This window comes from Lachnospiraceae bacterium oral taxon 500 (genome assembly GCA_002999035.1).
Taxonomy (GTDB): Bacteria; Bacillota; Clostridia; order Lachnospirales; family Vallitaleaceae; genus W11650.
In genome coordinates, this window is sequence record CP027241.1 from 2,204,110 (window position 1) to 2,228,467 (window position 24,358).

At 40.9% G+C, this 24,358-nt stretch carries 26 protein-coding genes and 1 other RNA gene; 24 read left to right on the forward strand and 3 right to left on the reverse strand.

Going from position 1 to position 24,358, the window contains the following annotated elements:
- The first annotated feature begins 183 nt into the window (after positions 1–183).
- From C3V36_09940 to C3V36_09970, 7 genes are all read left to right on the forward strand, one after another.
- On the forward strand, positions 184–1,119 hold the full coding sequence (locus C3V36_09940) for a hypothetical protein (protein AVM69532.1): 936 nt from the start codon (positions 184–186) through the stop codon (positions 1,117–1,119).
- Between the two features lie 173 nt (positions 1,120–1,292).
- Positions 1,293–2,684 carry an MATE family efflux transporter gene (locus tag C3V36_09945; protein ID AVM70513.1) on the forward strand — a complete coding sequence of 464 codons (1,392 nt, stop codon included), beginning with the start codon at positions 1,293–1,295 and terminating at the stop codon, positions 2,682–2,684.
- A 39-nt stretch (positions 2,685–2,723) separates the two neighbouring features.
- The gene (locus tag C3V36_09950; GenBank protein ID AVM69533.1) at positions 2,724–3,539 is read left to right on the forward strand and encodes a 2-hydroxy-6-oxo-6-phenylhexa-2,4-dienoate hydrolase; all 816 of its coding nucleotides are present in this window, start codon (positions 2,724–2,726) and stop codon (positions 3,537–3,539) included.
- Positions 3,540–3,725: 186 nt separating this feature from the next.
- Positions 3,726–3,902: non-coding RNA, 6S RNA (gene ssrS, locus C3V36_09955), on the forward strand.
- 91 nt (positions 3,903–3,993) lie between these two features.
- Positions 3,994–5,040: an FtsH protease activity modulator HflK gene (gene hflK / locus C3V36_09960; protein ID AVM69534.1), complete on the forward strand. Its 1,047-nt coding sequence runs from the start codon at positions 3,994–3,996 to the stop codon at positions 5,038–5,040.
- Entirely contained in the window at positions 5,040–5,969 is a 930-nt protein-coding gene (locus C3V36_09965) for a hypothetical protein (GenBank protein ID AVM69535.1), read from the forward strand. Before hflK ends, C3V36_09965 begins: the two co-directional genes overlap by 1 nt.
- Positions 5,970–6,133: 164 nt before the next feature.
- Positions 6,134–7,024, forward strand: a complete 891-nt coding sequence (locus tag C3V36_09970; GenBank protein ID AVM69536.1) for a cell filamentation protein Fic — start codon at positions 6,134–6,136, stop codon at positions 7,022–7,024.
- 13 nt (positions 7,025–7,037) lie between these two features.
- Here C3V36_09970 and C3V36_09975 read toward each other — a convergent pair whose 3' ends face one another.
- Entirely contained in the window at positions 7,038–7,691 is a 654-nt protein-coding gene (locus C3V36_09975; protein ID AVM69537.1) for a DNA mismatch repair protein MutH, read from the reverse strand.
- A 16-nt stretch (positions 7,692–7,707) separates the two neighbouring features.
- Positions 7,708–7,941: an XRE family transcriptional regulator gene (locus tag C3V36_09980; GenBank protein AVM69538.1), complete on the reverse strand. Its 234-nt coding sequence runs from the start codon at positions 7,939–7,941 to the stop codon at positions 7,708–7,710.
- Between the two features lie 153 nt (positions 7,942–8,094).
- On the opposite strand from C3V36_09980, the gene C3V36_09985 reads away from it, so the two are divergent.
- From C3V36_09985 to C3V36_10000, 4 genes are all read left to right on the forward strand, one after another.
- The gene (locus C3V36_09985; protein AVM69539.1) at positions 8,095–8,817 is read left to right on the forward strand and encodes a site-specific DNA-methyltransferase; all 723 of its coding nucleotides are present in this window, start codon (positions 8,095–8,097) and stop codon (positions 8,815–8,817) included.
- A 93-nt stretch (positions 8,818–8,910) separates the two neighbouring features.
- A complete protein-coding gene (locus tag C3V36_09990; GenBank protein ID AVM69540.1) occupies positions 8,911–9,744 on the forward strand; it encodes a DNA adenine methylase in 834 nt (277 codons plus the stop codon).
- Positions 9,745–9,827: 83 nt separating this feature from the next.
- Entirely contained in the window at positions 9,828–10,640 is an 813-nt protein-coding gene (locus tag C3V36_09995) for a site-specific DNA-methyltransferase (protein AVM69541.1), read from the forward strand.
- Positions 10,621–11,556, forward strand: coding sequence for a hypothetical protein (locus C3V36_10000; GenBank protein ID AVM69542.1), 936 nt, complete (start codon positions 10,621–10,623; stop codon positions 11,554–11,556). The genes C3V36_09995 and C3V36_10000 overlap by 20 nt, the downstream gene beginning before the upstream one ends.
- A gap of 167 nt (positions 11,557–11,723) precedes the next feature.
- Here the strand turns inward: C3V36_10000 and C3V36_10005 are convergent, their stop codons facing one another.
- Positions 11,724–11,903 (reverse strand): hypothetical protein, encoded by a 180-nt coding sequence (locus C3V36_10005; protein AVM69543.1) that lies wholly within the window; start codon positions 11,901–11,903, stop codon positions 11,724–11,726.
- A 123-nt stretch (positions 11,904–12,026) separates the two neighbouring features.
- Here C3V36_10005 and C3V36_10010 point away from each other — a divergent pair, with 123 nt between their 5' ends.
- The 13 genes from C3V36_10010 to C3V36_10070 all read left to right on the forward strand — a co-directional run bounded on the left by C3V36_10010 (position 12,027) and on the right by C3V36_10070 (position 24,349).
- Complete coding sequence (locus C3V36_10010) at positions 12,027–13,097, forward strand: hypothetical protein (protein AVM69544.1); 1,071 nt, start codon at positions 12,027–12,029, stop codon at positions 13,095–13,097.
- A 13-nt stretch (positions 13,098–13,110) separates the two neighbouring features.
- Positions 13,111–13,896, forward strand: coding sequence for a hypothetical protein (locus C3V36_10015; protein AVM69545.1), 786 nt, complete (start codon positions 13,111–13,113; stop codon positions 13,894–13,896).
- Positions 13,897–14,058: 162 nt separating this feature from the next.
- Positions 14,059–14,523 (forward strand): low molecular weight phosphotyrosine protein phosphatase, encoded by a 465-nt coding sequence (locus C3V36_10020; GenBank protein ID AVM69546.1) that lies wholly within the window; start codon positions 14,059–14,061, stop codon positions 14,521–14,523.
- Positions 14,524–14,535: 12 nt separating this feature from the next.
- A complete protein-coding gene (locus C3V36_10025; protein ID AVM69547.1) occupies positions 14,536–15,315 on the forward strand; it encodes a ribonuclease HII in 780 nt (259 codons plus the stop codon).
- A 264-nt stretch (positions 15,316–15,579) separates the two neighbouring features.
- Positions 15,580–17,214, forward strand: a complete 1,635-nt coding sequence (locus C3V36_10030; protein ID AVM69548.1) for a hypothetical protein — start codon at positions 15,580–15,582, stop codon at positions 17,212–17,214.
- 347 nt (positions 17,215–17,561) lie between these two features.
- Positions 17,562–17,873 carry a hypothetical protein gene (locus C3V36_10035; GenBank protein ID AVM69549.1) on the forward strand — a complete coding sequence of 104 codons (312 nt, stop codon included), beginning with the start codon at positions 17,562–17,564 and terminating at the stop codon, positions 17,871–17,873.
- Complete coding sequence (locus C3V36_10040; protein ID AVM69550.1) at positions 17,870–18,274, forward strand: YraN family protein; 405 nt, start codon at positions 17,870–17,872, stop codon at positions 18,272–18,274. The genes C3V36_10035 and C3V36_10040 overlap by 4 nt, the downstream gene beginning before the upstream one ends.
- A 33-nt stretch (positions 18,275–18,307) precedes the next feature.
- Positions 18,308–19,126 carry a peptidoglycan editing factor PgeF gene (gene pgeF, locus C3V36_10045; protein ID AVM69551.1) on the forward strand — a complete coding sequence of 273 codons (819 nt, stop codon included), beginning with the start codon at positions 18,308–18,310 and terminating at the stop codon, positions 19,124–19,126.
- A gap of 9 nt (positions 19,127–19,135) precedes the next feature.
- Positions 19,136–20,458 (forward strand): ribosome biogenesis GTPase Der, encoded by a 1,323-nt coding sequence (locus tag C3V36_10050; protein ID AVM69552.1) that lies wholly within the window; start codon positions 19,136–19,138, stop codon positions 20,456–20,458.
- On the forward strand, positions 20,451–21,053 hold the full coding sequence (plsY, locus tag C3V36_10055) for an acyl-phosphate glycerol 3-phosphate acyltransferase (GenBank protein ID AVM69553.1): 603 nt from the start codon (positions 20,451–20,453) through the stop codon (positions 21,051–21,053). The genes C3V36_10050 and plsY overlap by 8 nt, the downstream gene beginning before the upstream one ends.
- Positions 21,054–21,093: 40 nt before the next feature.
- Positions 21,094–21,552: a hypothetical protein gene (locus tag C3V36_10060; GenBank protein AVM69554.1), complete on the forward strand. Its 459-nt coding sequence runs from the start codon at positions 21,094–21,096 to the stop codon at positions 21,550–21,552.
- Positions 21,552–22,904 (forward strand): hypothetical protein, encoded by a 1,353-nt coding sequence (locus C3V36_10065; protein AVM70514.1) that lies wholly within the window; start codon positions 21,552–21,554, stop codon positions 22,902–22,904. The genes C3V36_10060 and C3V36_10065 overlap by 1 nt, the downstream gene beginning before the upstream one ends.
- Before the next feature lie 401 nt (positions 22,905–23,305).
- A complete protein-coding gene (locus C3V36_10070; protein AVM69555.1) occupies positions 23,306–24,349 on the forward strand; it encodes an ABC transporter substrate-binding protein in 1,044 nt (347 codons plus the stop codon).
- The last annotated feature ends 9 nt before the right edge of the window (positions 24,350–24,358 follow it).

The window sequence follows — 24,358 nt, forward strand, 5'->3', positions numbered from 1 at the left end:
TTGCCCGAGAAGATACTGGGAACATGCCTTCGTGGAGTCAGTTGAAATATGGACTTTTGACTTCTGGGACGAATAATACTTTCAGCATAGATTGCAGATGATTTGTAAAAAGTAAACATTTATTTTTTGCCATCTTTCTTTTAAATAAAAGGATATATTAAATTTGGTAAAAAGGGGAAGACAATGGATAAATTAAAGAAAATAACTATTTTTACATTGATTTTTCAGTTGGTTGTAACGGCGAGTTTTCTGCCTGCACAGGCGGTGGTGCGGCCAAACAAGATAGTTGCTGATATTGCGGATATGACGATAATCATGAACTATGAAGATTATAAGAAGGATGGTAAGGATGGGTCTCCATATTTTGCAAATGATATGCTTTTATGTGAATATCCGATAGTATTGCATAAAAGAATTGTTTATATCCCGCTTACATATTATAACTGTATTTTACTAGGCTTAAATCTGGAATTGAAAGAGGATGAGATTTTCCTGTCAAAGTCGAACCCTGAAAAGCCAACAATGTATTTAAAAGATCAATCACATCCAAGAAGAGATAAAAAAACAATAGAGATGGCACTTCTGCCATATCCTTTGAATCTATGCGGCGTGAAATACAGCGATTTAGAATATCCGGCTCTTTTTTATAAAAATATAGCATATCTTCCCTTGACATGGAAAGTTGCGCATGAGATTATGCAGTGGGATTATCGTTTTGGTGAAAAGGGAATCGAACTATACACCGACAGCTATTACTATTATTCGGAGGGCGATTCTCATTTTAAAATCAACAAAAAGAGAGATTTAGCCGCTTCTGTATCACCGGGGAAAACTTACTATAAAAAAGGTGATACCAAAATATTTGCCTTTACAGAGCTTTACAATATGATTGGACCTTCTATGGGTAATATGGAGATTTTCAAAGGGGAAAAGAAAACAACTATTCCGGGCTACACCGGGCACGGTCAGAAGCAGGGGCCTTTATTTACGGTTGACGGTGAGTATATCTATACCGCTCATATTGAGATTGATCGCCATAGATATGGCTACTGTAAAATAAAAATGGATACCGGCGAAATAACTTATTTAGGTGGAGATAATTTATATTATGAGCCATAAGATTAAGAGAACTATCCAATCGGAAGCAGCTGGAAAGAGTTTTCGCTTGTTTTTTTATGGGTCAAGCCGCTTATTTTTGCCAATATATTTTATCTTTTTTTTAACTTGTTTCTTGATTCATTCAGTGGTAAGATAAGGGGAAACAAGGTGAGTTATAGGAGATACAAATGGCGATGGAAATAAAGCGAAACAGGGATCAGGAAATTGATATGCTAAACGGCCCGCTGGCAGGAAAAATTTTACGATTTTCCCTGCCTTTAATGCTGTCGGGAATTTTGCAGCTGTTGTTTAATGCCGCTGATGTCATGGTAGTCGGTAAATGGGCGGGGCGACTGGCTTTGGCGGCGGTCGGCTCGAACGGCGCGTTGGTTAATTTGCTGACAAATCTGTTTATGGGGTTGTCGGTTGGCGCCAGTGTGCAGGTTTCAACCAATTACGGCGCCGGCCGGCAGGAAGATGTCAGCAAAATTGTTCATACTTCGGTGCTGTTGAGCATTATTTCCGGCATCCTTTTAATGGCAATCGGGCTGATTTTTGCCAATCCTTTACTGAAAATGATGGGCACGCCGGAAGATGTCATCTCGCTTTCGGCGCTTTATCTCCGCATTTACTTTTTGGGTATGCCGGCTATGCTGCTGTATAACTTTGGCAGCGCGATACTAAGGGCCGTCGGTGATACCAAACGGCCGCTTTACTATCTGACGATTGCCGGAGTAGTTAATGTGGTGCTGAACATTCTGTTTGTGGTCGGATTTCATATGAGCGTAGTCGGCGTAGCTTTGGCGACAACGATTTCGCAGTGTATTTCCTGTTATCTGCTGGTGCGCCGTCTGCTGACAGTAGACAGCTGTATTCGCTTGTATATCAAAAAATTAACCATATATAAGGACAAATTATTGAAAATTATTAAAATCGGTTTGCCGGCAGGACTGCAAGGTGTTGTTTTTTCTTTTTCCAATGTTTTGATTCAGTCCTCGGTTAATTCCTTTGGTTCTGTCGTCATGGGCGGCAGTACGATTTCGTCCAATGTTGAGGGCTTTGTCTATGTGTCCATGAATGCGTTTTCACAGGCGACTGTTACTTTTACCAGTCAAAACTTAGGGGCAGGCAAATATTCCCGGCTCAACCGTATCCTGATTAACAGCATGATTCTGATTTTAATTATCGGTGTTGTGCTCGGTAATGGAATTATCTTTTTTGGGCGGACATTTTTAGGTTTCTTTTCCCCGGATCCGGAAGTCATCGGTTACGGCATGCGCCGAATGGTTATTGTGCTAAGTGCTTATTTTTTATGCGGTATGATGGAGGCCGTTGTCGGCTCTCTGCGGGGCTTAGGTTATTCGGTTATGCCGATGATTGTTTCGGCATTTGGCGCCTGTGGCCTCCGCATTTTATGGATTTTTACGGTTTTTGTATGGGAAGGAAGCATAGAAAGCCTGTTCTTGTCCTATCCGGTATCATGGGCGGTAACACTGGTGGTTCATTTGATTTGTTTCTGCGTGGTTCGTAAAAAGTTTCCGAAAGAGGATGCAGTCAAAGTGCGGCCGGTAATGGTGAATGGATGATATAAGAAGTTAAGACATTAACAATATGAGGAGAGAAATATGATTTTTGAATGCAAAGGCGCGGCTTTTTATTATGAAATGATAGGCGAAGGAACCCCGATTTTGATGCTGCATGGCTTGGGCGCGGATAGTGCCTTGATGAAGGGCTGTATGGAGCCGGTTTTGGAAAAAAGTCAATATCAGCGGATTTATTTTGATTTGCCGGGAATGGGTGAGTCCGATGCGGATTTTACGCATTGTTCGGCGGATGGGATTTTGGAAGTGCTGACGGCTTTTATCCAAACTGTGATCCCCGGTGATTTTTTGGTAGCCGGCCAATCCTACGGCGGATATTTGGCCAGAGGTGTTTTATCGGCTTTTCCGGAACGAACGGCCGGCCTTTTCCTGCTTTGCCCGGTGGTAATCCCGGCGCGGGAAAAAAGAAGCCTGCCGCGGCCGGACAGTCAGCGCAAGAAAATTGATCCGGCTTTTTTCCAAACCCTGACGCAGGACGAACAAGATAATCTGCAAAACTTAATCCGAATCGATCAAGACAGATATCGGCGTTTTCAGGCAGAAATGCTCAGCAGCCAGCCAAAGGCCAATGAAAAGTTTATTCTTCAGTTGCTGCAAAATTATAGTTTTTCTTTTAACTTGGAGGAAAGAATCGGTCTGTATCAAAGACCGGTCAGCTTTGTGACCGGCCGGCAGGATATTACTACCGGTTATCAGGATGTTTGGGCGCTGCTGGACAACTATCCCCGGGCCGGATTTTTCGCCATTGATATGGCCGGGCATGGTCTGCAAATTGACCAGCCGGAATTGTTTTCCGCATTGGTTCGGGAATGGCTGGAGCGAGTGGCGGAAGATGTATAATATAGTTCAGTCAAGCCGCTGATAATTCGCTGTAAGAGAATTATCAGCATATTCCGCAAATAGGCAATGATACTTGATATGCCTTTGGAGAGCAAGCTCTCCCGGCATATCAAGTATCATTACCTGCTTGCCTGAACTTTTAGCAAAATTTACTTGATTTTTTTGGAAAAAGGCTTATAATTAAAATATGTTCTGAGATGTTCGATGGCTCATTATTTTGAACCAACACATTAAATATGGGAATTTTATATCTTATGACAGATGTGGAGCCTTGCCTGGACTTGGTAGACAGAAGTTGTAATGCGAGTACCCACCCAGTTACATACTGGGGTCAAAATTTGAGAACGGCATTTTGGATATAAAAAAGAGGCATATACCAAGCGATTGGTTTAAGCCTCTTTTTTCCGAAGCATGAAAATACTGTTGATTTTTAAAGAGATAAAGGAGAACTCTAATGGCAGAACAGGATAATTATCAACCGAAACCGAAAAAAGCGCCGACAATTGATGTTGATTTTGAAAAAATGAAAAGAAAGCTGAAAAAAATTGTGCCGCTCGTGGCGTTGCCGCTGATTTTGCTGGTGATCGTCCTAAACAGCTTTTTTATGTTGGAAAACAAGGAAAATGGCGTGGTTCTGCGTTTTGGTCAGTTAAAAGAAGTGGTAACGAAGCCGGGCATCAATTTTAAAGTTCCGCTGATCGATACGGTAACCAAAGTAGACGTTCGGACGATCTACAACATGGAGTACGGCTTTCGCAGCAAAGAAAGAAGAATGGATCAATCCATTGCCGCTTATGATGATCAGGACGCGGAAGCAAAAGTCATCGTCGACGGCTCTAATAACAATGCTTCGATTGCTTTGATTGAACTGATTATTCAGTACCGGATTAAAGACCCGGTTAATTATTTATATAAAGTTGATGATGTAACCGGAACTTTGAACTTAGCGCTGGAAGATATTGTCAGAACCAGTCTCCAGTCCTTTACGCTGGACGAAGCCAAGACCCAGAAAGAGCTGATTGACGAATCCATCAAGCCGCGGCTGCAAAAGAAAATCGACGATTATGAGATTGGTATAGAGATTGTACTGGTCGGCACTCAAAACGTTCAGTTCCTACCCAGTGTTGAAGAAGCCTATCAGCAAAAAGAAAACGCCAATCAATATAAGAACGGCAAAAAGGAAGATGCGGAAAAATATTATAATACGGTTATCCCCAAGGCGGAAGCCGAAGCCAGACGTTTAATTGAAGATGCCAACGCCTATAAAGCCGAAATCATTGCCGAAGCCAACGCCGGCGTGGCGGAGTTTAACGCACTGTATGCCGAATACCGGCAAAATCCGGAAATCGTTAAGGAACGGTATTATATTGAAGCAATGACCCAATTTTTAAAGAACAATCAAATTGTCATTTCTTCTTCGGAGGATCAAAACATTCATAAGTTTTATAATTTCAGCGAAAATGCGGCTAAAAACGATGTCATTTTGGGAGGGAACAAATAATGAAAAAATTGGGATTTGTGATAGTGATTTTGGCCGTATTAGCATTAATGGCAGCTAATTATTCCTATTATATTGTCTATGAAGATGAGGTAGCAGTGATAGAGACCTTTGGCAAACTGACCAGCGCTATCGTCAATCAGGAGGACTCAGAGAAAGTAACGGTCAATTTGGAGAAAAACGGCTACCATGATATTGCCGTATCGACCAGAAAAGGTCTGCATTTTAAAATACCCTTTGTGCAAACCGTTCGCAAATACAGTTCGAAGTATCTGACCTATTTGTCTAATGAGGAACTAATCAATACGCTGGATAACCGCCGAATTCAGATTCAAACCTACGCCCAGTACAAGGTTGCCGATCCGATCAGCTTTACGGTGGCCGTCGGCGGCAATTTTAATCTGGCGTATAACCGAATGGATGAATATGTGTATAAAACTGTAATCAATACGGCTAACCAGCTGTCTTTCAATGAGTTTTTTTATAAGGAAACCGTGGAAAATCTGCTGAATGAAAAGCTGGTTCAATTAAATGAAAAGCTGGTCGCAGATTTTGGTATTTATATTTCCGATATCGGCGTCAACCGCAAGACCTTTCCGGCCAATAACGTGGCTACCATTGAGCAGAAAATGAGCAAGGAAATTGAAAAGGAATCAGAAAAGCTGACCGCCGAAGGCGATTCGGAATATATGCAGGCGCAAGCGGCGGCCGATCGGGAATACACCGAAATTGTAGCCAAAGCCATGCAGCAGGCGGCTAAAATTAAGGCGGATGCCGATGCCGAAGCCCTGAAAATTTATCAGGAGTCTTTAAATAAGGATTTGGAGTTTTACCGCTTTATCAAACGGATGGATCTTTACAAAGAAATGACCGACACAACCATCTTTTTGGATGAAAAGAATGAAATTTTAAAATATATCAAGGGATATTAGGGGGAGTTCAAGTGTTGAATATGGAAAAGCTGAGAGAGAAAAAAAACTCAGCTTTTCTTTATCGGCAAAATATAAAAATCAAAATCAAATTCCTTTGAATTATTGCCGATAATAAGATATAATACAGTAGGATAGATTTAGGTTAAAATATAATGGAGGATAGCATGCGATACCTTTCAACTGCCGAAACAGCCAAAAAGTGGAATGTGTCAGAGCGCAGTGTAAGAAACTATTGTGCTCAGGGACGAGTAATGGGAGCGTTCCTTGTCGGCAAGACCTGGAATCTTCCCGATAATGCTGAAAAGCCGGTTCGCTCCAATAAAAAACAGGAATTGCCGATTACTCTGCTGGATGTTTTGCAGGAACAAAAAAGGAGCAAATATGCCGGCGGCATTTACCATAAGACACAGATTGATTTAACATACAATTCAAACCACATCGAGGGCAGTCGCTTGACGCACGATCAGACTCGATATATTTTTGAAACCAATACCATCGGCGCGGAAAAGGAAGTTTTCAATGTGGATGATGTGATTGAAACAGCAAACCATTTCCGTTGCATCGACAGGATTATCGAGAACGCGACATCGGTACTGACAGAAAAGTTCATCAAAGAGCTTCACCGAATTCTCAAGACCGGCACCAGTGATTCCAGGAAAGATTGGTTTGCGGTCGGCGATTATAAAAAAATGCCAAATGAGGTCGGCGGCATGGGCACCGCACTTCCGGAAGAAGTTGCCGAGCAGATGAAAGCATTGATGGCCGAATACCATGCCAAAGAAGAAAAGGGCTTGGAAGATATTTTGGACTTTCATGTAAAGTTTGAGCGGATTCACCCTTTTCAGGACGGCAACGGCCGGGTGGGCAGGTTGATTCTATTCAAGGAATGCCTGAAATATAATATTGTTCCGTTTATCATCGAAGATAATTTAAAGCTCTTTTATTATCGCGGCCTGAAAGAATGGGACACGGAAAAAGGATATCTGACAGACACTTGCCTGACTGCTCAGGATAAGTATAAAACATGGCTTGATTACTTTCGGATTGCGTATTAAGTTTGCAGCTCTCCTATTTTTCTGGTGATGCAATATATTTCATGAATTCTTTTTTAAAATAGAAAGCTCGGTTTTTATCGGATATTTTTCGGCCATATTTTTTTGAAAAAATTGAGTGATATGGCTGGGAATCTTTTGTCCTGACTTGAATGAACTTGCCGTTTGCAGTATGAAGCGTAGCAGTAGGAGAAGCCGATAACTGTTTATTCATTGTATCGCAGATAGTATAGTAGTCTTCTTCTAACTGCTTTGCTAAATCTCGATATTTAGATTGGGATAAATCAACTTGAATAGAAGGCAGATACATCCATTGTGCAGGATCCCCATCCTTGCTGATAGGAACATATAAGATATTCTGCAATTTTTTATAAAGTTTTGTTGTTTCAAATGGTTTTTTGTCAAGGATTTCGTCTATCATTGAAGCTATTTGAGTGATAAACATTGTTTCCAGTGGATTGCCATATCTATCACATTTGTTGGTTTTTAATTCTCCATCTTCAAAGTCGAGGGTAGTATTAGAAAGTTGCAGACCTATTGTTAACTCAAGAATTTGACCGGTTTTTCCCTTGTTTTTTATAATGTCATTGTAGTGTGATGGTGAGAGATAATTTTTAAATGGAATATTTGCTAATTTATCAATTTCCTTTTTTGCTTCTATTAGTTTCATTTGCTGTTTCTCCTTCCTATCGTCTTGTAAAGAATTCTGTGATATCTACATTAAGCGTATTAGCAATATGGTTTAATACAGAGATGGAAAGACTCTTGGTGCAGCCAGAAGCTTCTATCTTTGAAAGATAACTAATACTTATTTGTACCTGCTCTGATAGCTGGATTTGAGTTAGGCCAGCTTGTTCTCGGTAATATTTTATATTCGAACCAATAACTTGATATAGCTCTGTTTCATTTGAAAATTGCATAATCCACTCCTTTCACTATATGTGAATATTATATAATTAAAAGACTTATATTTGAATTCACTTATAGTGAAAGTTGGAAAAGAAAAAACATAGACAACTTAGAAAAATGGGTGTATTATAAAAATCTAAAATAACATAAAGGAGGAGATACTTATAGTATTACAACCGAATAGCTTTAGCCCAGAGCAGACAACAATTTGGTCTTTTTCAGACCGAGGAAAGTGGGCAACACACTCAGGGCGATATCGAGGAAACTGGTCACCGTATGTTCCAAGGAACTTGATACTCCGTTATTCTAAACCAGGAGACTGGATTCTAGATCAATTTTTAGGTAGTGGTACAACATTAGTTGAAGCTAAATTACTTAATCGCAATGCAGTTGGTGTAGATATCAATTCGCAATCAATTTCTTTATCAAAAACAAATCTCAATTTTGAGTGTGAAACACAATCGAAGATTTTTATGAGGCATGGAGATGCCACAGATCTATCTTTTATTAAAGATAATAAGATTGATTTTATCTGCACACATCCGCCGTATGCCAATATCATTAAGTACAGTACAAATATAGAAGGTGATATTTCGCTATTAGATGAGCAAGATTTTTTGAATGCTATAAATAAGGTTGCGAATGAATCATATCGTGTTTTGAAAAAAGGAAAATGTTGTGCTGTAATGATAGGAGATAAAAGGCATAAGGGAAATGTAGTTCCATTAGGATTTCAATTAATGCAAAGGTTTTTGAATACTGGCTTTAAATCAAAAGAAATAATAATTAAAGAACAGCATAACTGTCGGTCTACAAATAAGTGGATTGGTGTTGAAAAGAAATTTCTAATGTTAGCGCATGAATATATTTTTGTGTTTTACAAATGATTAAGGTTTTACAAAAAGTGAAAGTTTTCATTGATAATAGCGGTTCTTTCTCATATAATAGAAAATGAAGTTTTGATGGAAAGAGGAAAATAAATGTTTAATAAGAATTTAGCTCCATTTGTGAAGTGGGCAGGTGGAAAAAGACAATTACTTGATAAAATATTAGAAAGAATGCCTCAAACCTATAATAACTATTTTGAACCATTTATTGGAGGAGGAGCTGTGCTATTTGAATTACAACCAGAGACGGCTGTGATAAATGATATAAACGCTTCTTTGATTAATACCTATAGAATAATTGCGAATAATCCACAGGAGTTTATTGCAAGTGTTAACAAATTAGATTTGGCAATGGGCGAGGATGTTAAATCTTACTATTATTCATTAAGAGAACATTATAATGATAAATTAATGAAGAATGAATTAGATGTTGAATTTGCAGCATTATTTGTTTTTATTAATAAGCATTGTTTTAATGGATTGTACCGAGTAAACGGTAAAGGGTTGTTTAACGTTCCTTATAATAATAGCACTAAGGAATCTGTTGATGCAGAGTTGATAATGGCTGTTTCTGAATACTTGAAGAAGGTGACTATTTTACAGGGAGATTTTGAAGATGCATGTCGTGATGCGCAAAAAGGAGATTTTGTATTTTTTGACAGTCCGTATGCACCATTGAATCCTACATCGTTTGAATCATACACTAAAGAGGGGTTCGATGTTGAAAGTCATGAGAGATTGGCAAAACTATTTGATGAGTTAACCAAAAGAGACTGTTATTGTATGCTTACAAATCATAATACTGATTTTATTAATAAGTTATATGGAAATAAGGGTTATAAAATTGATGTGGTTAGTGTAAAAAGAATGATTAATTCTGATGCGACAAAAAGAACAGGGGAAGAGGTTGTTATTTGTAATTATTAAGGTAGTTAGCTGAATTTGTCTATACGAAAGTTTACTTTCGATATAGGCAAATTATAGCTAATCACTAAGAGGGGGTGACTTGATTGGAAAGATTACTTGGTAAAAATCAGCAATATTTTTATGAGAATTCATCTGCTCAAATAATACATGGAGATTCGTTTCAGATTTTAAGTAAAATTAAGCCAGAAAGCATAGATATGATTTTTGCGGATCCGCCATACTTTTTGAGTAATGGTGGTATTACTTGTAAGGGTGGCCGAATGGTTTCTGTGAATAAAGCTGAATGGGATAAAATCGGAGAGGCCTCAACTCCAATTTCAGATAAACATAAATTTAATAGAAAGTGGATAAGACTTTGCAAGAGAGTCCTCAAGCCTAATGGAAGCATTTGGATTTCTGGAACTTTGCATAATATTTATTCTATTGGTATGGCATTAGAGCAAGAGGGCTTCAAAATAATAAACAATATTACATGGCAAAAAACAAATCCACCGCCTAATCTATCTTGCAGATGTTTTACACATTCCACAGAAACAATATTATGGGCGCAGAAAGCGGATAAGAAATCACGTCATTATTTTAATTATGAGCTTATGAAAAAGAAAAATGGCGGAAAGCAAATGAAAGATGTATGGGTTGGCAGTTTGACAAAGCCCTCTGAGAAGAAGGCAGGCAAGCATCCAACACAAAAACCAAAGTATCTGTTAGAGAGAATTATACAAGCATCAACACAACCGGGAGATGTTGTGCTGGATCCGTTTTGCGGTTCTGGAACAACTGGTGTGGTAGCAGTCCGTTATAAGTGTAGATTTATTGGAATAGATAATTCAGAAGAATATTTGGAAATTACAAAAAGTAGATTGGAGAACGAGATTAATGTACTTGGAAATGGATAAAGAAGAGCTGGCTAGACAATTTGAAGCGAATTTATTAGAGACAAATCGTGGCTATAATTATTATGTTGATTGGAGTAATATTTCCGGGTATGATAAGTATTCAATTGAAATTCATGCAATGGATGTTTTGATAAATTGCCGAGATGAAGCTTTTTATTGCAAATTTAGGGAGTTGCTTGAAAAGTTGCCAAACGTAATTGAGGTATTCCCTTATCTGTTTGCATTAGCTAAGAATAATCGTGCGCAAGTAATAAAAAATGGTAAATTGAAAATAATTGGAGTAGAAATAGACAGTGAAGACTTTGAAACCTTCAATTTTAATGGAAAAAGATTGCAAGAAAAATTTTGTGAAAAAGAAGTTATTGGATACTATAATTTTTTCTGTGATATGGGCTTGAAATCATTGTTTCAAAATTTATTAGAAAAAAGTGTACAGGATTACATTGCGGGAGTATTAGTTGGTCTCGACTCAAACGGAAGAAAGAATAGAGGAGGGACAGCGTTTGAATTAGCATGCGAACCGATGATTCGAGAAATTTGCGAAAGACATAATATTACAGTGTTGACACAAAAAACATTTAAAAGCGTAAATGGCATATCTTCAAATGATGTAATAGCTAATAGAAAAGCAGATTTTATCTTAATTAATGAAAATGAAACAAAATTTATGAATATTGAAGTGAATTTTTTCAATGGTGGAGGTTCTAAACCTGAAGAAATAATTAACTCGTATATTCAAAGGCAAGATGCTTTAAGTACCGCTGGTATTTCCTTTTGCTTACTTACAGATGGAAACTGTTGGAAAGGAACTACAAATCAATTAAAAGTAGGATTAAATGGAATGAAATACTTAATGAATTTTAATCTTGCTAAAAAAGGTATGTTGGAGGAAGCTATTATTCGTGAACTGTTTTAACGGCAATATTTATTAATTTATAAATGAGCAGATTACATATTTAATAGAATTCATTACTCTTAATCAATAACCGAGAAGTTGCTCCTTATTTTTGTATGCATTAATTAGCAACAAAAAACAGTTGTGCTGAAGGAGAAGGAAGCTTTAGCTTCAAGCAAAAAACTGGACTATGCCCCTAATTCATGTGCAACTCCAAGAGTAGTGCTACTACCCGAGAAACAGTCCGTAATAATTTCGCCTTTATTGGAAGATGCAGATATAATAACTTTTAACATTCCATAATTTTTGGAGACAAGAAAAATGATGCAAAAGAGATATTGCAGAAAATGTTTAAAGTAGTGTAGCATTGCTATGCAGCAGAGACGCCTCGTTATGCTGGGGCATTTTTTCTATGGAAAAATAATGAGGGTAACGATATAATAAGTGGTGCATTATATAGAGGTGTTCAATACGAGAAAAGAAGGATAGACATGGAAGGAAAAATCAATAATATTAAAAGTCAATTAATTATAGAATATATAGAAAAAATAGATGAAATACTGGGAAACTATGATCTTATAGATAATACTGCGGATGATATATTTGATTTAATTATTGAAATATCAAATGTTATGCAAGATGAACTACCCAAGATACAAAGTTCAATATTGCTAAGAAATGGAACAGATATACGGGATGCCAATATAGTTAGAGCAATGTTAGTAATGTATTTAGCCGATAATGGAATCAAATACACAGGAAAAGAAAAAGAGGAAAATGCTCAAATAAAGAGGTTTTGGTCATCATTCATTTTATGGTTTGAATCTGAATTAGTTAGTATGGATTTGCTAAAACTACAGTACCTACGATGGGATAATTGGGATGGCGGGATGTGGCTTTTGGAAATGGATTATAATTATGAGTTCCGGCTGCATAGAGGCGTAGATTATCCTATTTCATTAAAGGATAATACTGGCAGCATGGAAGATATTAAAACTTTTATTGAATTGGCATATAAGCATTGGATTATTAATGATAGAAAGTCGCGTTATGCATTTACCGTAGACGTAAATGAGCGATTGAAAATCTTTAAACTTCCCTATCAATTACAAAATGGTATTCTATTGAAACAAGGATATAAAACTACATATGGAATTGATAAAATTATCAATTATAGGATGTTTGAACGTAAAATTCGATTTTCCGAAGATATGGTAAACAGCCATGATATGATGGAAAAGAAAAGTGCACTAGATTTTATAATAGATGCATTGCAATATATGATTTCTACCCAAGAGGGAAATCGTGACAAACAATATGGTGCGTTAGCAAAGTCTGTAAAAGATGATAATAATAGTAAAGTATATACGGTGGTTAAAAGAGAAATTGATGAGTTGATGAAAATTTCTAATGAATATTTTGATATCAGGCACAATGATTATTTGAATGCTGCTAAGCAGCAAAGAGAGGCATTAAATGACTCGCAGTTTATCGAATATTTGTATAATCGATCATATGCATTGCTTTATTTGCTTAGATTAAAAGAAGAAAATAAAGAATAGAAGAGGCATTTTAATGCGGTTTTATAAAGAGAATTTACTAGGGATTGTGAATACGAATAATGTGAATCATCTGGATTTTAAAGACTGGATAATGTCCTGTGCTGATTGTGAAGATAATCTAAAAAAATGGATTAGATTTAAATACTGTAACTACCCTGATCCAGATGAGGTGTTGAAGCAAAATGCTCCTAAATGCGTAGCGGTTAAGTTAAAATGGTATTGTGAAAAGGAAAAAATTGATAATTATTATATTGACTGCATTTTTTCATTTGCAACATTTTTCAAAGCTTTTTTAAGATATTATGCAAGTGACTATATGCCATATATGGGACAAATATATGAAAATTATGACATATTATTTGACAATAAATATAAGTATGACTTTTGTGAAACACAGAGTATAGGCAGAGTATGTTTAGATGAACTATTTAAGCAGTTGAATGTATTTGCAAAGAATACCCATACGTTAGGAAATTACATGAAATGTCCTGATGGAAAGTATAATGCAGTAAAAGGAAATTATCGCAAATATAAAGATAGGTTGGAACTGCTGTATCAAGATATACAAGATTCTTCTAAAGAAGAATCTCATTGGAGTACCTGGTTTAATGATAATAAAGAAAAATTGAAAATAGCGGAAATCCTAAAAAATACAGAACTTCTTAAAAAATTTGAATTTAAAGGATGCAAAATGAGAAAGGAACATATTAAACCTTATACGGAGTACATTAAGACTATCAATGTAATTATAGAAGCTCGTGGTAAAGTATTAACAGAAGAACTGTTGAAAAACCCTTAGTAGTAATATCTCCACTTGTACTACAATTTCTACTACTAATCCGTAGCCACAACCAGTAAAATTATGCTATAATTTGTCTATAGAGCAAGCTATCAATTTAACCATAGTTACGGAATAACTGCAAATAAAGCCTTTTCATGAAAAAAGGAGTAAATCAAAACTATGATCAAAGTACTTTTCATCTGCCACGGCAACATTTGCCGGAGCACTTTAATTCAGAGTCTTTTCACGCATCAGGTCAAAGAACTGGGATTAGAGGATAAGTTTTATATTGACTCGATGGGGACAAGCGCGGAGGAGATTGGCAATCCGCCTCACCGCGGCACTGTCAATAAGCTGAAAACAGAAGGCGTTCCGTTGGTGCCGCATCGGGCTAAACAAATAACTTTTAAGGATTATGATAAGTTTGATTATATCATCGGTATGGATGAGGCTAATATAAGAAATCTTCACCGGATTCTAAAAGGCGATCCGAAAGGCAAGGTTTTTAAATGCCTGAACTTTGTCGGTTCTAACAGGGATATTGACGACCCGTGGTATACCGGAGATTTTGATGCGACATATGAGGATGCCTTAAAAGGCTGCGAGGGATTTTTAAAGTACCTTAAAAGACAGGGAGAAATATAGGAAAGGCTTAAAATGAATAGTATTAAACAAATTAAGCAGGATTTGGATGCAGTCTTGCAAGCCGAACAGGCAAACGCCTATACCGGCGTAAGAATCGACGCTTTTCTGGAAAAATATGAAAAAGATTCCCGCACCGGAGTTCAGCAACTGCGGCAAAAGGCCGAAAAATATAAGAGAGACCTTGCCGCCGAGCGGGCAAGACTGAAAATAATGTCAGCCTATGAGGATGAGTATGCGGGACTGATTATCGCCGGGGTGGATGAAGTCGGCCGGGGACCGCTGGCCGGACCGGTAGTGGCCGGCATTGTCATCCTTGACTCGGCAAAGGAGATTTTGTATTTAAACGATTCCAAAAAGCTGTCTGATGAAAAGCGGCGGGAGCTGGCGGCCGAAATCAAGGAAAAAGCCCTGGCCTATGCGGTTGGCATGGTCAGTAACGAGCGGATTGACGAAATCAATATTTTACAGGCAACTTATGAAGCGATGGCCAATGCCTGGCTTAGTTTAAGTCTGCCACCGGATATTTTGCTGAACGACGCCGTCATTATTCCCCAAATTCCTGTACGTCAGGTAGCCATTACCAAAGGCGATGAAAAAAGTATCTCCATCGCAGCCGCTTCCATTCTGGCCAAAGTAACCAGAGATGATATCATGCTTGCTTACGATGAGATTTATCCGGAATATCAATTTAAAAAAAATAAAGGCTACGGTACTGCCGAGCACATGGCTGCTATTCGCCGCATCGGTATCTGCGATATCCATCGCCGTACCTTCGTGAAAAATGTGCAATGAAAGCCCTGCCATGCAACTATATAGAGACCAACGGCTTGGCCAAGAGAGGTATATGGCAGGCAAGCCGGTATGAGCAATCGCCATACGCAAACAGGCGATTGCAAATACCGGCACGAATTGCAGGAGTGCGTGAGCATAAAGCAATTCAGCTTTCATAAAAGGCCGCGGATGGTATGCAACTATGCAAAGGCAGGTTTAGTTGCCGGCTCATAAACAGATAGCAGGTAGTTCAGTTTTTATAAAACGTAGCAGAAAGGAGCAGTTATGCCTCAAATAGAAGCAACCGGCCGGATTCAGGCCTATCAAAATATTTATCCCCAAACGCAGGACAGCACGTTAAGCAGTGCCAAAACTGCTCCGGAAAAGCCCTTGGCAGATTTGCAAAAAGGCGAGGTAATCGAAGGCAAAGTTTTATCTTCCGGTGAAAAAAGTATTACCTTGGAAATTGACGGGCAAGTGATTGAAGCCAAATTGGACGGTCATTTTGAGTTTGTTAAAGGAGAAATCGTCCGGCTGGTGGTGGCGGACGCCAATCAGGAAAAACTTCTGTTAAAACCGGCGCTGAATACAGAAGCAATGAGCAATAAAAGACTGGAAGATATCCTAAAGCAGCTGCAGCTTAAACTCACCCCGGAAAATAAAGCCATCGTCCAGGAACTGATGGTAGCGAAACTTCCGTTGTCGCAGGAAAATCTGCGCAGTTTACAGTTAATGATGGCCAAATACCCGGAAGCAGATTTAAAAAGCATGGTGCTGTTACTTAAAAACGGAATTGAACTGACCGGTGATACGGTACAGGAACTCTTAAAAACGCAGATGCCGGAAGAAGCGCTGACGGCTCGCCTGGAAGAATTAGTCAGTAAGTTGACAAAGACAGCGGTTAATCAAAAATCCGATGCGCTTTTGTCCGAATTTGTCAAAGGTCAGCCCGAAGCGGAGCAGCTAATGGAACAGCTAAAGCTGCTGCGCAGCGGAGAAGAAAGCAAAGAGAGCCAGTTCCCGGCTAACCGGACTCTATCGCAGCTTTTAGGTCAATCCGAAACCGAAGGTCTGTTAAAAGATATTGAAAACTGGCAAAAAAATCTGCCCCAACTCAATACGAAGGCAAACGAAAGCACGTCTACGCTTTTACCCCTGATTTCTTTTCCTGGAGCCGCGGCGGCAGGGGAAGAGATCAAAAATATATTAGCAAATATGAAACAGTTGCTGGCGCAGGGAGAACTGAAAGATGCGCGTCAGTTTTTGACCTTAGTCAAAGACTTACCGGCCGAACTGCAAACCGAGCTAAAACAAATTTTAAGTGAACGCATCAGTGCTGCGGCACTGCGGCGGGCGATTTTTTTGAGCGGGCAGGAAAAAGAACCGGCGGAGCACTTAGAAAAGCTGTATACGAGATTAAATCAGATTAAAAGCAGCGAAACACCGTCAGCTTTGATGAAGGAAGTCTTGCAGGACGCTTTGTCGGCGCGCTCTTCCCTTGGCTTTATGTCCAAGTTTCAGGACGCTGCCGGTTTTATGCAGCTGCCGTTTTTGTTTGGTGATAAGATTTTAAATGGTGCATTATTCGTTTTAAATAATAAGAAAAAGACCAAAGATGCAGCTCAGGACGATGTATCAGCACTGCTGCAGCTGGATTTTGCTACCTTAGGGCACTTGGATACCTTTATCCGCAAGGAAAAGCAAAAAGTACAAATTGATTTTTACACCGAAGACAGTACCAAGGAAAAATGGATTAAGGAAAAGTTGTATTTGCTGCACAACAGCCTGCTGGATAAAAACTATCAAATCGCAGCCATTCAAACCTTTGTAAAAAAAGACCGAATTAACGGATTTGCCGACTTCTTGGCCAATGAACAGGTCAAAAAAGTATCCCGCTTTTCTTTTGATATGAGGGCATAGGAAAAGCAAATCAAAAGATTAGGGCAGACCGCCCGCCCGGGCAGAAAGCGAAGCTTTCGATCAGGGCAGATTACCCACTCGGGCAGAAACGCATAGCGTTTCGACCAGGGGAAAGTTAAGTTAAAAACTCAACTTTCCCATGTTCGACAGAACAGCCTTTTTTAGGCTCGTTGCATGGACAGGAACGGAATGCGATTTGCAAAGCAAATCGCGAGAGTGGGTTCATGCACCCGCTCTCTGAGCGGGACAGAGCCAAAAAAGACTATGGCAGATTGCCCGCCCGGGCAGAAGTGCGAAGCACTTCGATCAGGGGAAAGTTGAGTTAAAAACGAAAGGAAACGGCGGAGATGGAAGGAAAAAAAATATCAGCCAAGCCCGAAAAACCAAAAATTAAAAAAGCAGCCGCCATCCGTTATGATGCTAAGGAAGCAGCGCCGACTTTGATCGCCAAAGGAGCGGGCGTAATAGCGGAAAATATTATAAAAGCAGGCGAGGAAGAAAATATTGCGATCGTTGAGAACAAAGAGCTGGTTGAGGAATTAAGCCGGATTGAGCTGGGCGACCATATTCCGCCGGAACTGTATCAAATTGTGGCCGAAGTCTTGATTTTTGTATCGGACCTAGATGAACTGCGGGCCAAAACGGAACGATTGCGATGACAAGTAAAAAAGCGGAACAGTTAAAAACAGCAGCAGCAAAAGGAACCGAAAAAACAGCGGAAACCAGTGTCGGCAAAGGCCGGATTTATGAAAAACAAGCAGCCGCTTATATCAAAGCACTGGGCTATCAAATCAGGGAGCAAAACTTTCGCTGCTTTTACGGCGAGATTGATTTAATTGCTCAAAAAGAAAAAGACCTTTTCTTTATTGAAGTCAAAGGTCAAAAACAGGATTATCAGGCGGAAATGAAAATTAACCATGCCAAACGGCAGCGGATTTTAAATGCTTCGGCGGAGTATTTACGCCGCCAAAATCTATGGCAGGATTATACTGTTCACTATGATGTAGTGGTTATCACCGGCAGCCAAATTCACTATTATTCCAATGCCTTTGAATGGTAAATTGGAGTCCCGCAGTCAACCAAAAGGAGTAAAATGAAACACGAGAAAAAAGAAGTTTTACAGTTTGATTTATTTTTACAGTTCCCTGATATCATTCACGGAATGAATACAAGACTGGGCGGAGTCAGCAGCGGTGTTTATGAAAGCATGAATATGGGCTGGGGACTAGGTGACAGTCCGGAAAATGTTCGCGAAAACTACCTCCGTTTTGCCGCGGTACTTGGCTTTCCGGCGGAAAGTTATACTTTTTCCGATCAGGTGCATCAAACCAAAATCGCGCATATTACCAAAGCGGATGCCGGCAATGGCTTTTTGTTCCCTAAGAAAGAAGAACGAAAAGGAATTGACGGCTTATTAACTCAGGAACGGGGCGTGGCGCTGACGATTTTTTCAGCGGATTGCGTACCGCTTCTTTTTTATGACCCGAAGCAGCAGGTAATCGGAGCGGCTCATTCCGGCTGGCGGGGAACGGTACTGGATATTGCCGGTGAAATGCTGCGGCAAATGACAGAGCGATATGGCTGCCATCCGGCGGATATCCGGGTAGGACTGGGCGCTTGTATCAGCCGGGAAAACTTCGAAGTTGGCGAAGATGTAAAAAAAGAATTTGAAAAGCACGGGAAATATGATATACTAAACCAAGTCTTTTTCCCGAAAGGAAACGGGAAATACCTTTTGGATTTGCGAGCCTATATTGCCTTTGCCCTAAAAAACCAAGGCGTTTTGCCGGAGCATATGGAAGTTTCAACGGAATGTACTTACGGACAGCCGGAGATGTTCTTTTCGCACCGCCGCAGCGGATTGCAGCGCGGATCGCATATCAGCATAATCTATTTAAATTATATGAAATGAGGAAATACTATGGGAAAACCAATCGTAGCGGTGGTTGGCCGGCCGAATGTAGGAAAATCAACTTTATTTAATTATTTGGCGGGAAAGCGAATTTCAATCGTTCAGGATACGCCGGGTGTAACCCGCGATCGGATTTATGCCGATACGGAATGGCTGGATCGCACTTTTACTTTGATTGATACCGGCGGACTGGAATTATCCAGCAGCGATACGCTGCTCAAGCATATTCGGGCGCAGGCAGAAATTGCCATTGATTTGGCCGACGTCATCTTATTTATCGCCGACGGCCGGGCCGGGGTAACCGATGCCGATTATGAAGTGGCCAATCTGCTTAGAAAAAGCAAAAAACCGATCATTTTATGCGTCAATAAAGTGGATAGCTTTCAAAAACAGGCCAATGATATTTATGAGTTTTATAATCTGGGACTGGGCGAACCGATTCCGGTCTCGGCGGCCAATCAGCAGGGATTTGGTGAGCTGTTGGATGCTGTTACCGCTTATTTTCCGCAGGGAGAAAAGGAGGAGGCGGAAGAATATCCGTCGGTCGCGCTGGTCGGCAAGCCAAATGTCGGCAAATCCAGTCTGCTCAATCAATTACTGGGCGAAGAACGCTCGATTGTCTCCGATGTGGCCGGAACAACCAGAGATTCGATTGATTCGGTAGTTACCTATAATCATACCAAATATGTTTTTACCGATACGGCCGGACTGCGCCGCAAAAACAAGGTCACCGGCGAAATTGAAAAATACAGCATTATCCGGACAGTGGCAGCTGTTGAAAAATCGGATATTACCCTGCTGATGATTGACGCAACCGAAGGCCTAACCGAGCAGGACGCTAAAATTGCCGGTATCGCGCATGAGCGGGGCAAGGGCATCATCATTGCCGTCAATAAATGGGATGCGATTGAAAAAGACGACAAGACCATGAAACGTTTTGAAGAAGATATCCAGCGGACATTATCCTATTTGGACTACGCGCCGCGTGTGTTCATTTCGGCTAAAACCGGCCAAAGAATGCATCGCCTGTTTGAAACAATTGAAGCGGTTGTCCAAAACCAAAACCTGCGGGTGGCAACCGGTGTTTTAAACGAAGTCCTGTATGACGCGATGGCAATGAATCAGCCGCCGGCCGATAAGGGCAACCGCCTGAAGATTTTCTACGCGACTCAGGTAGGGGTCAAGCCTCCGACCTTTGTGCTGTTTATCAATGAGCGTGAATTAATGCATTTTTCTTATCAACGTTATATTGAAAATAAATTCAGAGAAGCCTTTGGCTTCAAGGGAACCTCTTTGCGCTTTATCTTAAAAGAAAGGAAGAAAAATGATTAAACTGCTTCCGGTAATTTTGGTCGGCTATTTGGCCGGCTGTTTTCAGACGGCGTATATTGTGGGCAAAATCAACCGGCATATTGATATCCGCCAGTATGGCTCGGGCAATGCCGGCACCACCAACGCGCTGCGGGTGATGGGCTTAAAACTGGGGCTTTTGACCTTTGCCGGAGATTTTTTGAAATCTTTTTTGACAGTTACAATCGTTTTACTTTTAACAAAAGATTCGTTGTCAGCGATTGCTGCCGGCTTTGGCGTAATTCTCGGTCATGACTTCCCGGTGTTTTTAAACTTTCGGGGCGGCAAAGGAATTGCGTCCACGATTGGGCTTGCGTTTGCGCTGGATTATCGGCTGGGTCTGCTTTGTCTGGTGATTATGATTGTGGTAATTGCCGTCAGCCGCTATGTGTCTCTGGCCTCGCTCCTTTTGTGCATCAGCCTGCCGTTTGGCTTTCTTTTTTGGCAAAAGCCGTCCGGCATGGAAATGTGCTTTGCCTTATGGATTGCTTTACTGGGGATTTATCAGCATCGGGCAAATGTGAAGCGCCTGCTGAGCGGCTCGGAAAACAAGATCAGCTTTGGCGGGAAAAAATAAGTTTGACTGAAGGGTCTATACAACCCGGAAAGGAAAAGAAATGAAAGAAAAAATCTATACGAAAGTATGGGGCGATACCGTATTTTTGCCGGAACTGTTATGTGCGGCGGCAATTGGCATCGGGGTAACAATGGGCTTTTACGGCGGCATATCTTATTTGCTGACCAAGCTGACAAGCCTGTCTGCCGGTGTGATCGGCGGTTATGCCTTAATGGGCGGAATTGCCGGCTGTTTTCTCAGCGGTATCATCACCGGACGGAGTTTTAAGCCGAAACGGATCGTGATTGAGGGAACCGAGGAAATAGAACTGGAAAAAGTTTTAACAGATGCCGGTACCTCGCTTGCAGCGGAAACCGAACTTTTAGCCAGAGCAGATAAGGAAACGCTGCAAGAGATGGAAGCCTTAAAGCTTTATGGCTTGCTTCGGCTGATTCCTGAAGATTCTCCTAATTATAAACCGCAGTATAGAGGAGAAGAGGAAGGGAGGAGCCGGAAATGATAAGTGCAGAATTGATTTTACAGGCTTTTTTATTTTCTTTATTGGGCGGTATTTTATTTTCGGTAATCGGTGTGATTCCGGGAACGGACGAAACAGCAACGATGGCGCCGCTGACCTTGATTTTGGTGCTTTTGGGCGTTTCACCGGTGGTTATATTTGCTTGGTTTATCGGCATTACGGTGGCGATGCAGATCACGCACACGATTCCAACGGCTATGACCGCTCTGCCGGGCAGTACGATGGCGGTGCCAATGATTCAATACTGCCGGACGGCAAAAGCATTGGGCGTACCGCATATCATTATGCGGAAAATGGCGGCCGCTTCCCTGATCGGCTCCTTGGTGGCTGTGCCGGTGTCAATCGGTTTTGCCATGCTGTTAGCGCCTCTGGGCGAACTGATCAAACCCTATATCGGGCTGATTTTTACTTTAGGGGCGATTTTTATTGCCTATATGTCGAAAGCCAAGTGGGGAGCGATTCTGGGGCTGGTGCCGTTTTCTTTCCTGATTCAGGGGATTCAGAGGCTGGCACAGGAGGGAGTCGGCAAAAACTTATTTATTTCCATCTTTATGGGAATTACCATCGGGCCGATGATTGCCGAGATTTTTAATGTTTTTGTGCCGGAGATCCGAAAATCACAGGAAACCGGAGAATTATCCAAAGTGTACTTGGCACCGGAACCGGACCGAAAAATGGGATTTTTCCCCAATCCTTTCCGCCAGTTTTCCGGTGGCCAAAGGAATAAAATCCTGACGGCTTCCGCTATCTCCGCCTGTACCTTTACCTTTTCACCGGTCGGAATGACTGTGCTCTTAGGTGAGCTCCTAGCCGGGAAAAAAGAAATTTATCAAAAAACCATGCTGACGGCCGGAATTCAGGATGCAGTGACCAATGCCACATATATCGGCGAATTGATTATTCCGCTTTTGGCCTTTGGCCTGCCGCTTTCGCCGGTAGCTTTGGGGCCGGCGGCTCCGCTTTTTAACGCACCGCCGGTTTTTACGACGGATCCGGTGATGAATCTGCACAATTTTTTAAGCTGGTCGGATTATTTGGTTTATGGCATCATTGGCATTATCGGCGGCGCCGCTTTTGCCTATCCGCTGGCCATGACCAAAGCCAGAAGCTGGACGGAAAAAATGCTGCGCTATGTCAGCCATGAAGCCTTGATCGGTTCTTTTCTGGGACTGGTGTTTATGCTGGCCTTTTACGAAGCGGGCGTTTTGGGAATTGCCATTACTTTGTCGGTGGCACTGTTCAGCGGCATTTTAAACAACCGCTTCGGGATGCATACCGGTGTGTTGTTTATGGGCTTTTATGCTTCCGGGTTTATTACCGGACTATTTTTATAGCTAAGGAGCGGGGAAGATTTCCCCTGCGTCAGGAGAACATATTTTTTTCTCTTGACAAACACCAAAAATCATGTATACTAATGCCAATGCCTTGATTTTTAATTTATAGGCTAATATAGCTAAAAACAACAGGCACTCAAATGAGATTGTCAAAGCCGCTTTTGCAGAAAGGAGTTAAGAATGATTCTGTATCAGACACAGGTTAATGCAACAAAATACTGGCAAAGCACTGGATACAGGTTGTATTCTTAATGTGCTTTGATTTTTGTGCATAGATACGGCCGGTGAAGGAACTGTATCTATGTGGAAAAGCCTTACTCAGATTATCTTGCCACATAGAAAAAACTATGTGGCTTTTTGTTTGCCTAAAATGAAGCTGTTAAAAAGGAGATTTAATTGAAATGAAAAAGAAAATTTTATTGACAATTCTGTGTCTAATCCTTGTCGCTGTTGTCGGGGCTTGTGGCACTAAGAGCAGTAAGCTGGCGGAAAATACGGCAGATTCCAATCAGGAAAAACCGATTCCCAGGGAAGAAAGTGCAATCATCAAAATTGGTGTTTTGCAGCTTTTAAGTCACCCGGCGCTTGATGAAATCTATCGAGGACTGACCGAGGAACTTGCCCGCTCCGGTTATACCGAAGACGGAAAAAACGGGAAAAAGATTGAGCTTGACCTGCAAAATGCACAGGGCGATCAAAGCAACTTAATTACCATGGCAGAAAAAATGGTGGCGGAAAAAAATAATATTTTAGTCGGCATTACCACACTGGCAACGCTGTCTTTAGCTAAGGCAACAAAAGAGATTCCGATTGTGATGGCAGGGATCACTTATCCGGTAGAGGCGGGGCTGATTAAGGACGAAAAACAGCCGGACACCAATGTAACCGGCGTCAGCGACCGGACACCGATTAAACGGCAATTGGAGATTATGAAAGAAATCTTGCCGGATTTGAAAAAAATGGGTGTGCTTTACACTTCCGGTGAAGATAACTCAGCAAAACAAATAGAGGACGTGAAAGCAGCGGCGGCAGAACTCGGCATTGATTTAAAAATCACGTCCGTTGCCGGCACCAATGATGTCCAGCAGGCAGCAGAAAGCGTAGCAGCACAGGTTCAGGCGATTTTTGTGCCGATTGATAACACGATTGCCAGCACCATGCCAACGGTGGTAAAAGCGGCCGACGAGTACCATATCGGCGTATTTCCTTCGGCGGATACGATGGTTGCAGACGGCGGCGTTTTGGGGCTGGGAGTTGATCAGTATATGCTGGGAGTTAAGGCGGCGCAAACGGTGATAGCGGTATTAGACGGTGCTGATCCTGCCAAAACACCGATTGTACTGGCAAATGACGGCATTATTTATTTAAATGAAAAGAAGGCAGAGGAGCTGGGAATTGTCATTCCGGAAACGATTCGGAAAGAGGCAAAAATCGTAGGAAAATAAAGGGAGGCG

What these genes read in the sequence shown, in the direction of transcription:
- C3V36_09940 (AVM69532.1), top strand. Translation starts at nt 184, where the DNA reads ATGGATAAATTAAAGAAAATAACTATTTTTACATTGATTTTTCAGTTG.
- C3V36_09945 (AVM70513.1), top strand. Translation starts at nt 1,293, where the DNA reads ATGGAAATAAAGCGAAACAGGGATCAGGAAATTGATATGCTAAACGGC.
- C3V36_09950 (AVM69533.1), top strand. Translation starts at nt 2,724, where the DNA reads ATGATTTTTGAATGCAAAGGCGCGGCTTTTTATTATGAAATGATAGGC.
- hflK (AVM69534.1), top strand. Translation starts at nt 3,994, where the DNA reads ATGGCAGAACAGGATAATTATCAACCGAAACCGAAAAAAGCGCCGACA.
- C3V36_09965 (AVM69535.1), top strand. Translation starts at nt 5,040, where the DNA reads ATGAAAAAATTGGGATTTGTGATAGTGATTTTGGCCGTATTAGCATTA.
- C3V36_09970 (AVM69536.1), top strand. Translation starts at nt 6,134, where the DNA reads ATGCGATACCTTTCAACTGCCGAAACAGCCAAAAAGTGGAATGTGTCA.
- C3V36_09975 (AVM69537.1), bottom strand. Translation starts at nt 7,691, where the DNA reads ATGAAACTAATAGAAGCAAAAAAGGAAATTGATAAATTAGCAAATATT.
- C3V36_09980 (AVM69538.1), bottom strand. Translation starts at nt 7,941, where the DNA reads ATGCAATTTTCAAATGAAACAGAGCTATATCAAGTTATTGGTTCGAAT.
- C3V36_09990 (AVM69540.1), top strand. Translation starts at nt 8,911, where the DNA reads ATGTTTAATAAGAATTTAGCTCCATTTGTGAAGTGGGCAGGTGGAAAA.
- C3V36_10000 (AVM69542.1), top strand. Translation starts at nt 10,621, where the DNA reads ATGTACTTGGAAATGGATAAAGAAGAGCTGGCTAGACAATTTGAAGCG.
- C3V36_10005 (AVM69543.1), bottom strand. Translation starts at nt 11,903, where the DNA reads ATGCTACACTACTTTAAACATTTTCTGCAATATCTCTTTTGCATCATT.
- C3V36_10010 (AVM69544.1), top strand. Translation starts at nt 12,027, where the DNA reads ATGGAAGGAAAAATCAATAATATTAAAAGTCAATTAATTATAGAATAT.
- C3V36_10015 (AVM69545.1), top strand. Translation starts at nt 13,111, where the DNA reads ATGCGGTTTTATAAAGAGAATTTACTAGGGATTGTGAATACGAATAAT.
- C3V36_10020 (AVM69546.1), top strand. Translation starts at nt 14,059, where the DNA reads ATGATCAAAGTACTTTTCATCTGCCACGGCAACATTTGCCGGAGCACT.
- C3V36_10025 (AVM69547.1), top strand. Translation starts at nt 14,536, where the DNA reads ATGAATAGTATTAAACAAATTAAGCAGGATTTGGATGCAGTCTTGCAA.
- C3V36_10030 (AVM69548.1), top strand. Translation starts at nt 15,580, where the DNA reads ATGCCTCAAATAGAAGCAACCGGCCGGATTCAGGCCTATCAAAATATT.
- C3V36_10035 (AVM69549.1), top strand. Translation starts at nt 17,562, where the DNA reads ATGGAAGGAAAAAAAATATCAGCCAAGCCCGAAAAACCAAAAATTAAA.
- C3V36_10040 (AVM69550.1), top strand. Translation starts at nt 17,870, where the DNA reads ATGACAAGTAAAAAAGCGGAACAGTTAAAAACAGCAGCAGCAAAAGGA.
- pgeF (AVM69551.1), top strand. Translation starts at nt 18,308, where the DNA reads ATGAAACACGAGAAAAAAGAAGTTTTACAGTTTGATTTATTTTTACAG.
- C3V36_10050 (AVM69552.1), top strand. Translation starts at nt 19,136, where the DNA reads ATGGGAAAACCAATCGTAGCGGTGGTTGGCCGGCCGAATGTAGGAAAA.
- plsY (AVM69553.1), top strand. Translation starts at nt 20,451, where the DNA reads ATGATTAAACTGCTTCCGGTAATTTTGGTCGGCTATTTGGCCGGCTGT.
- C3V36_10060 (AVM69554.1), top strand. Translation starts at nt 21,094, where the DNA reads ATGAAAGAAAAAATCTATACGAAAGTATGGGGCGATACCGTATTTTTG.
- C3V36_10070 (AVM69555.1), top strand. Translation starts at nt 23,306, where the DNA reads ATGAAAAAGAAAATTTTATTGACAATTCTGTGTCTAATCCTTGTCGCT.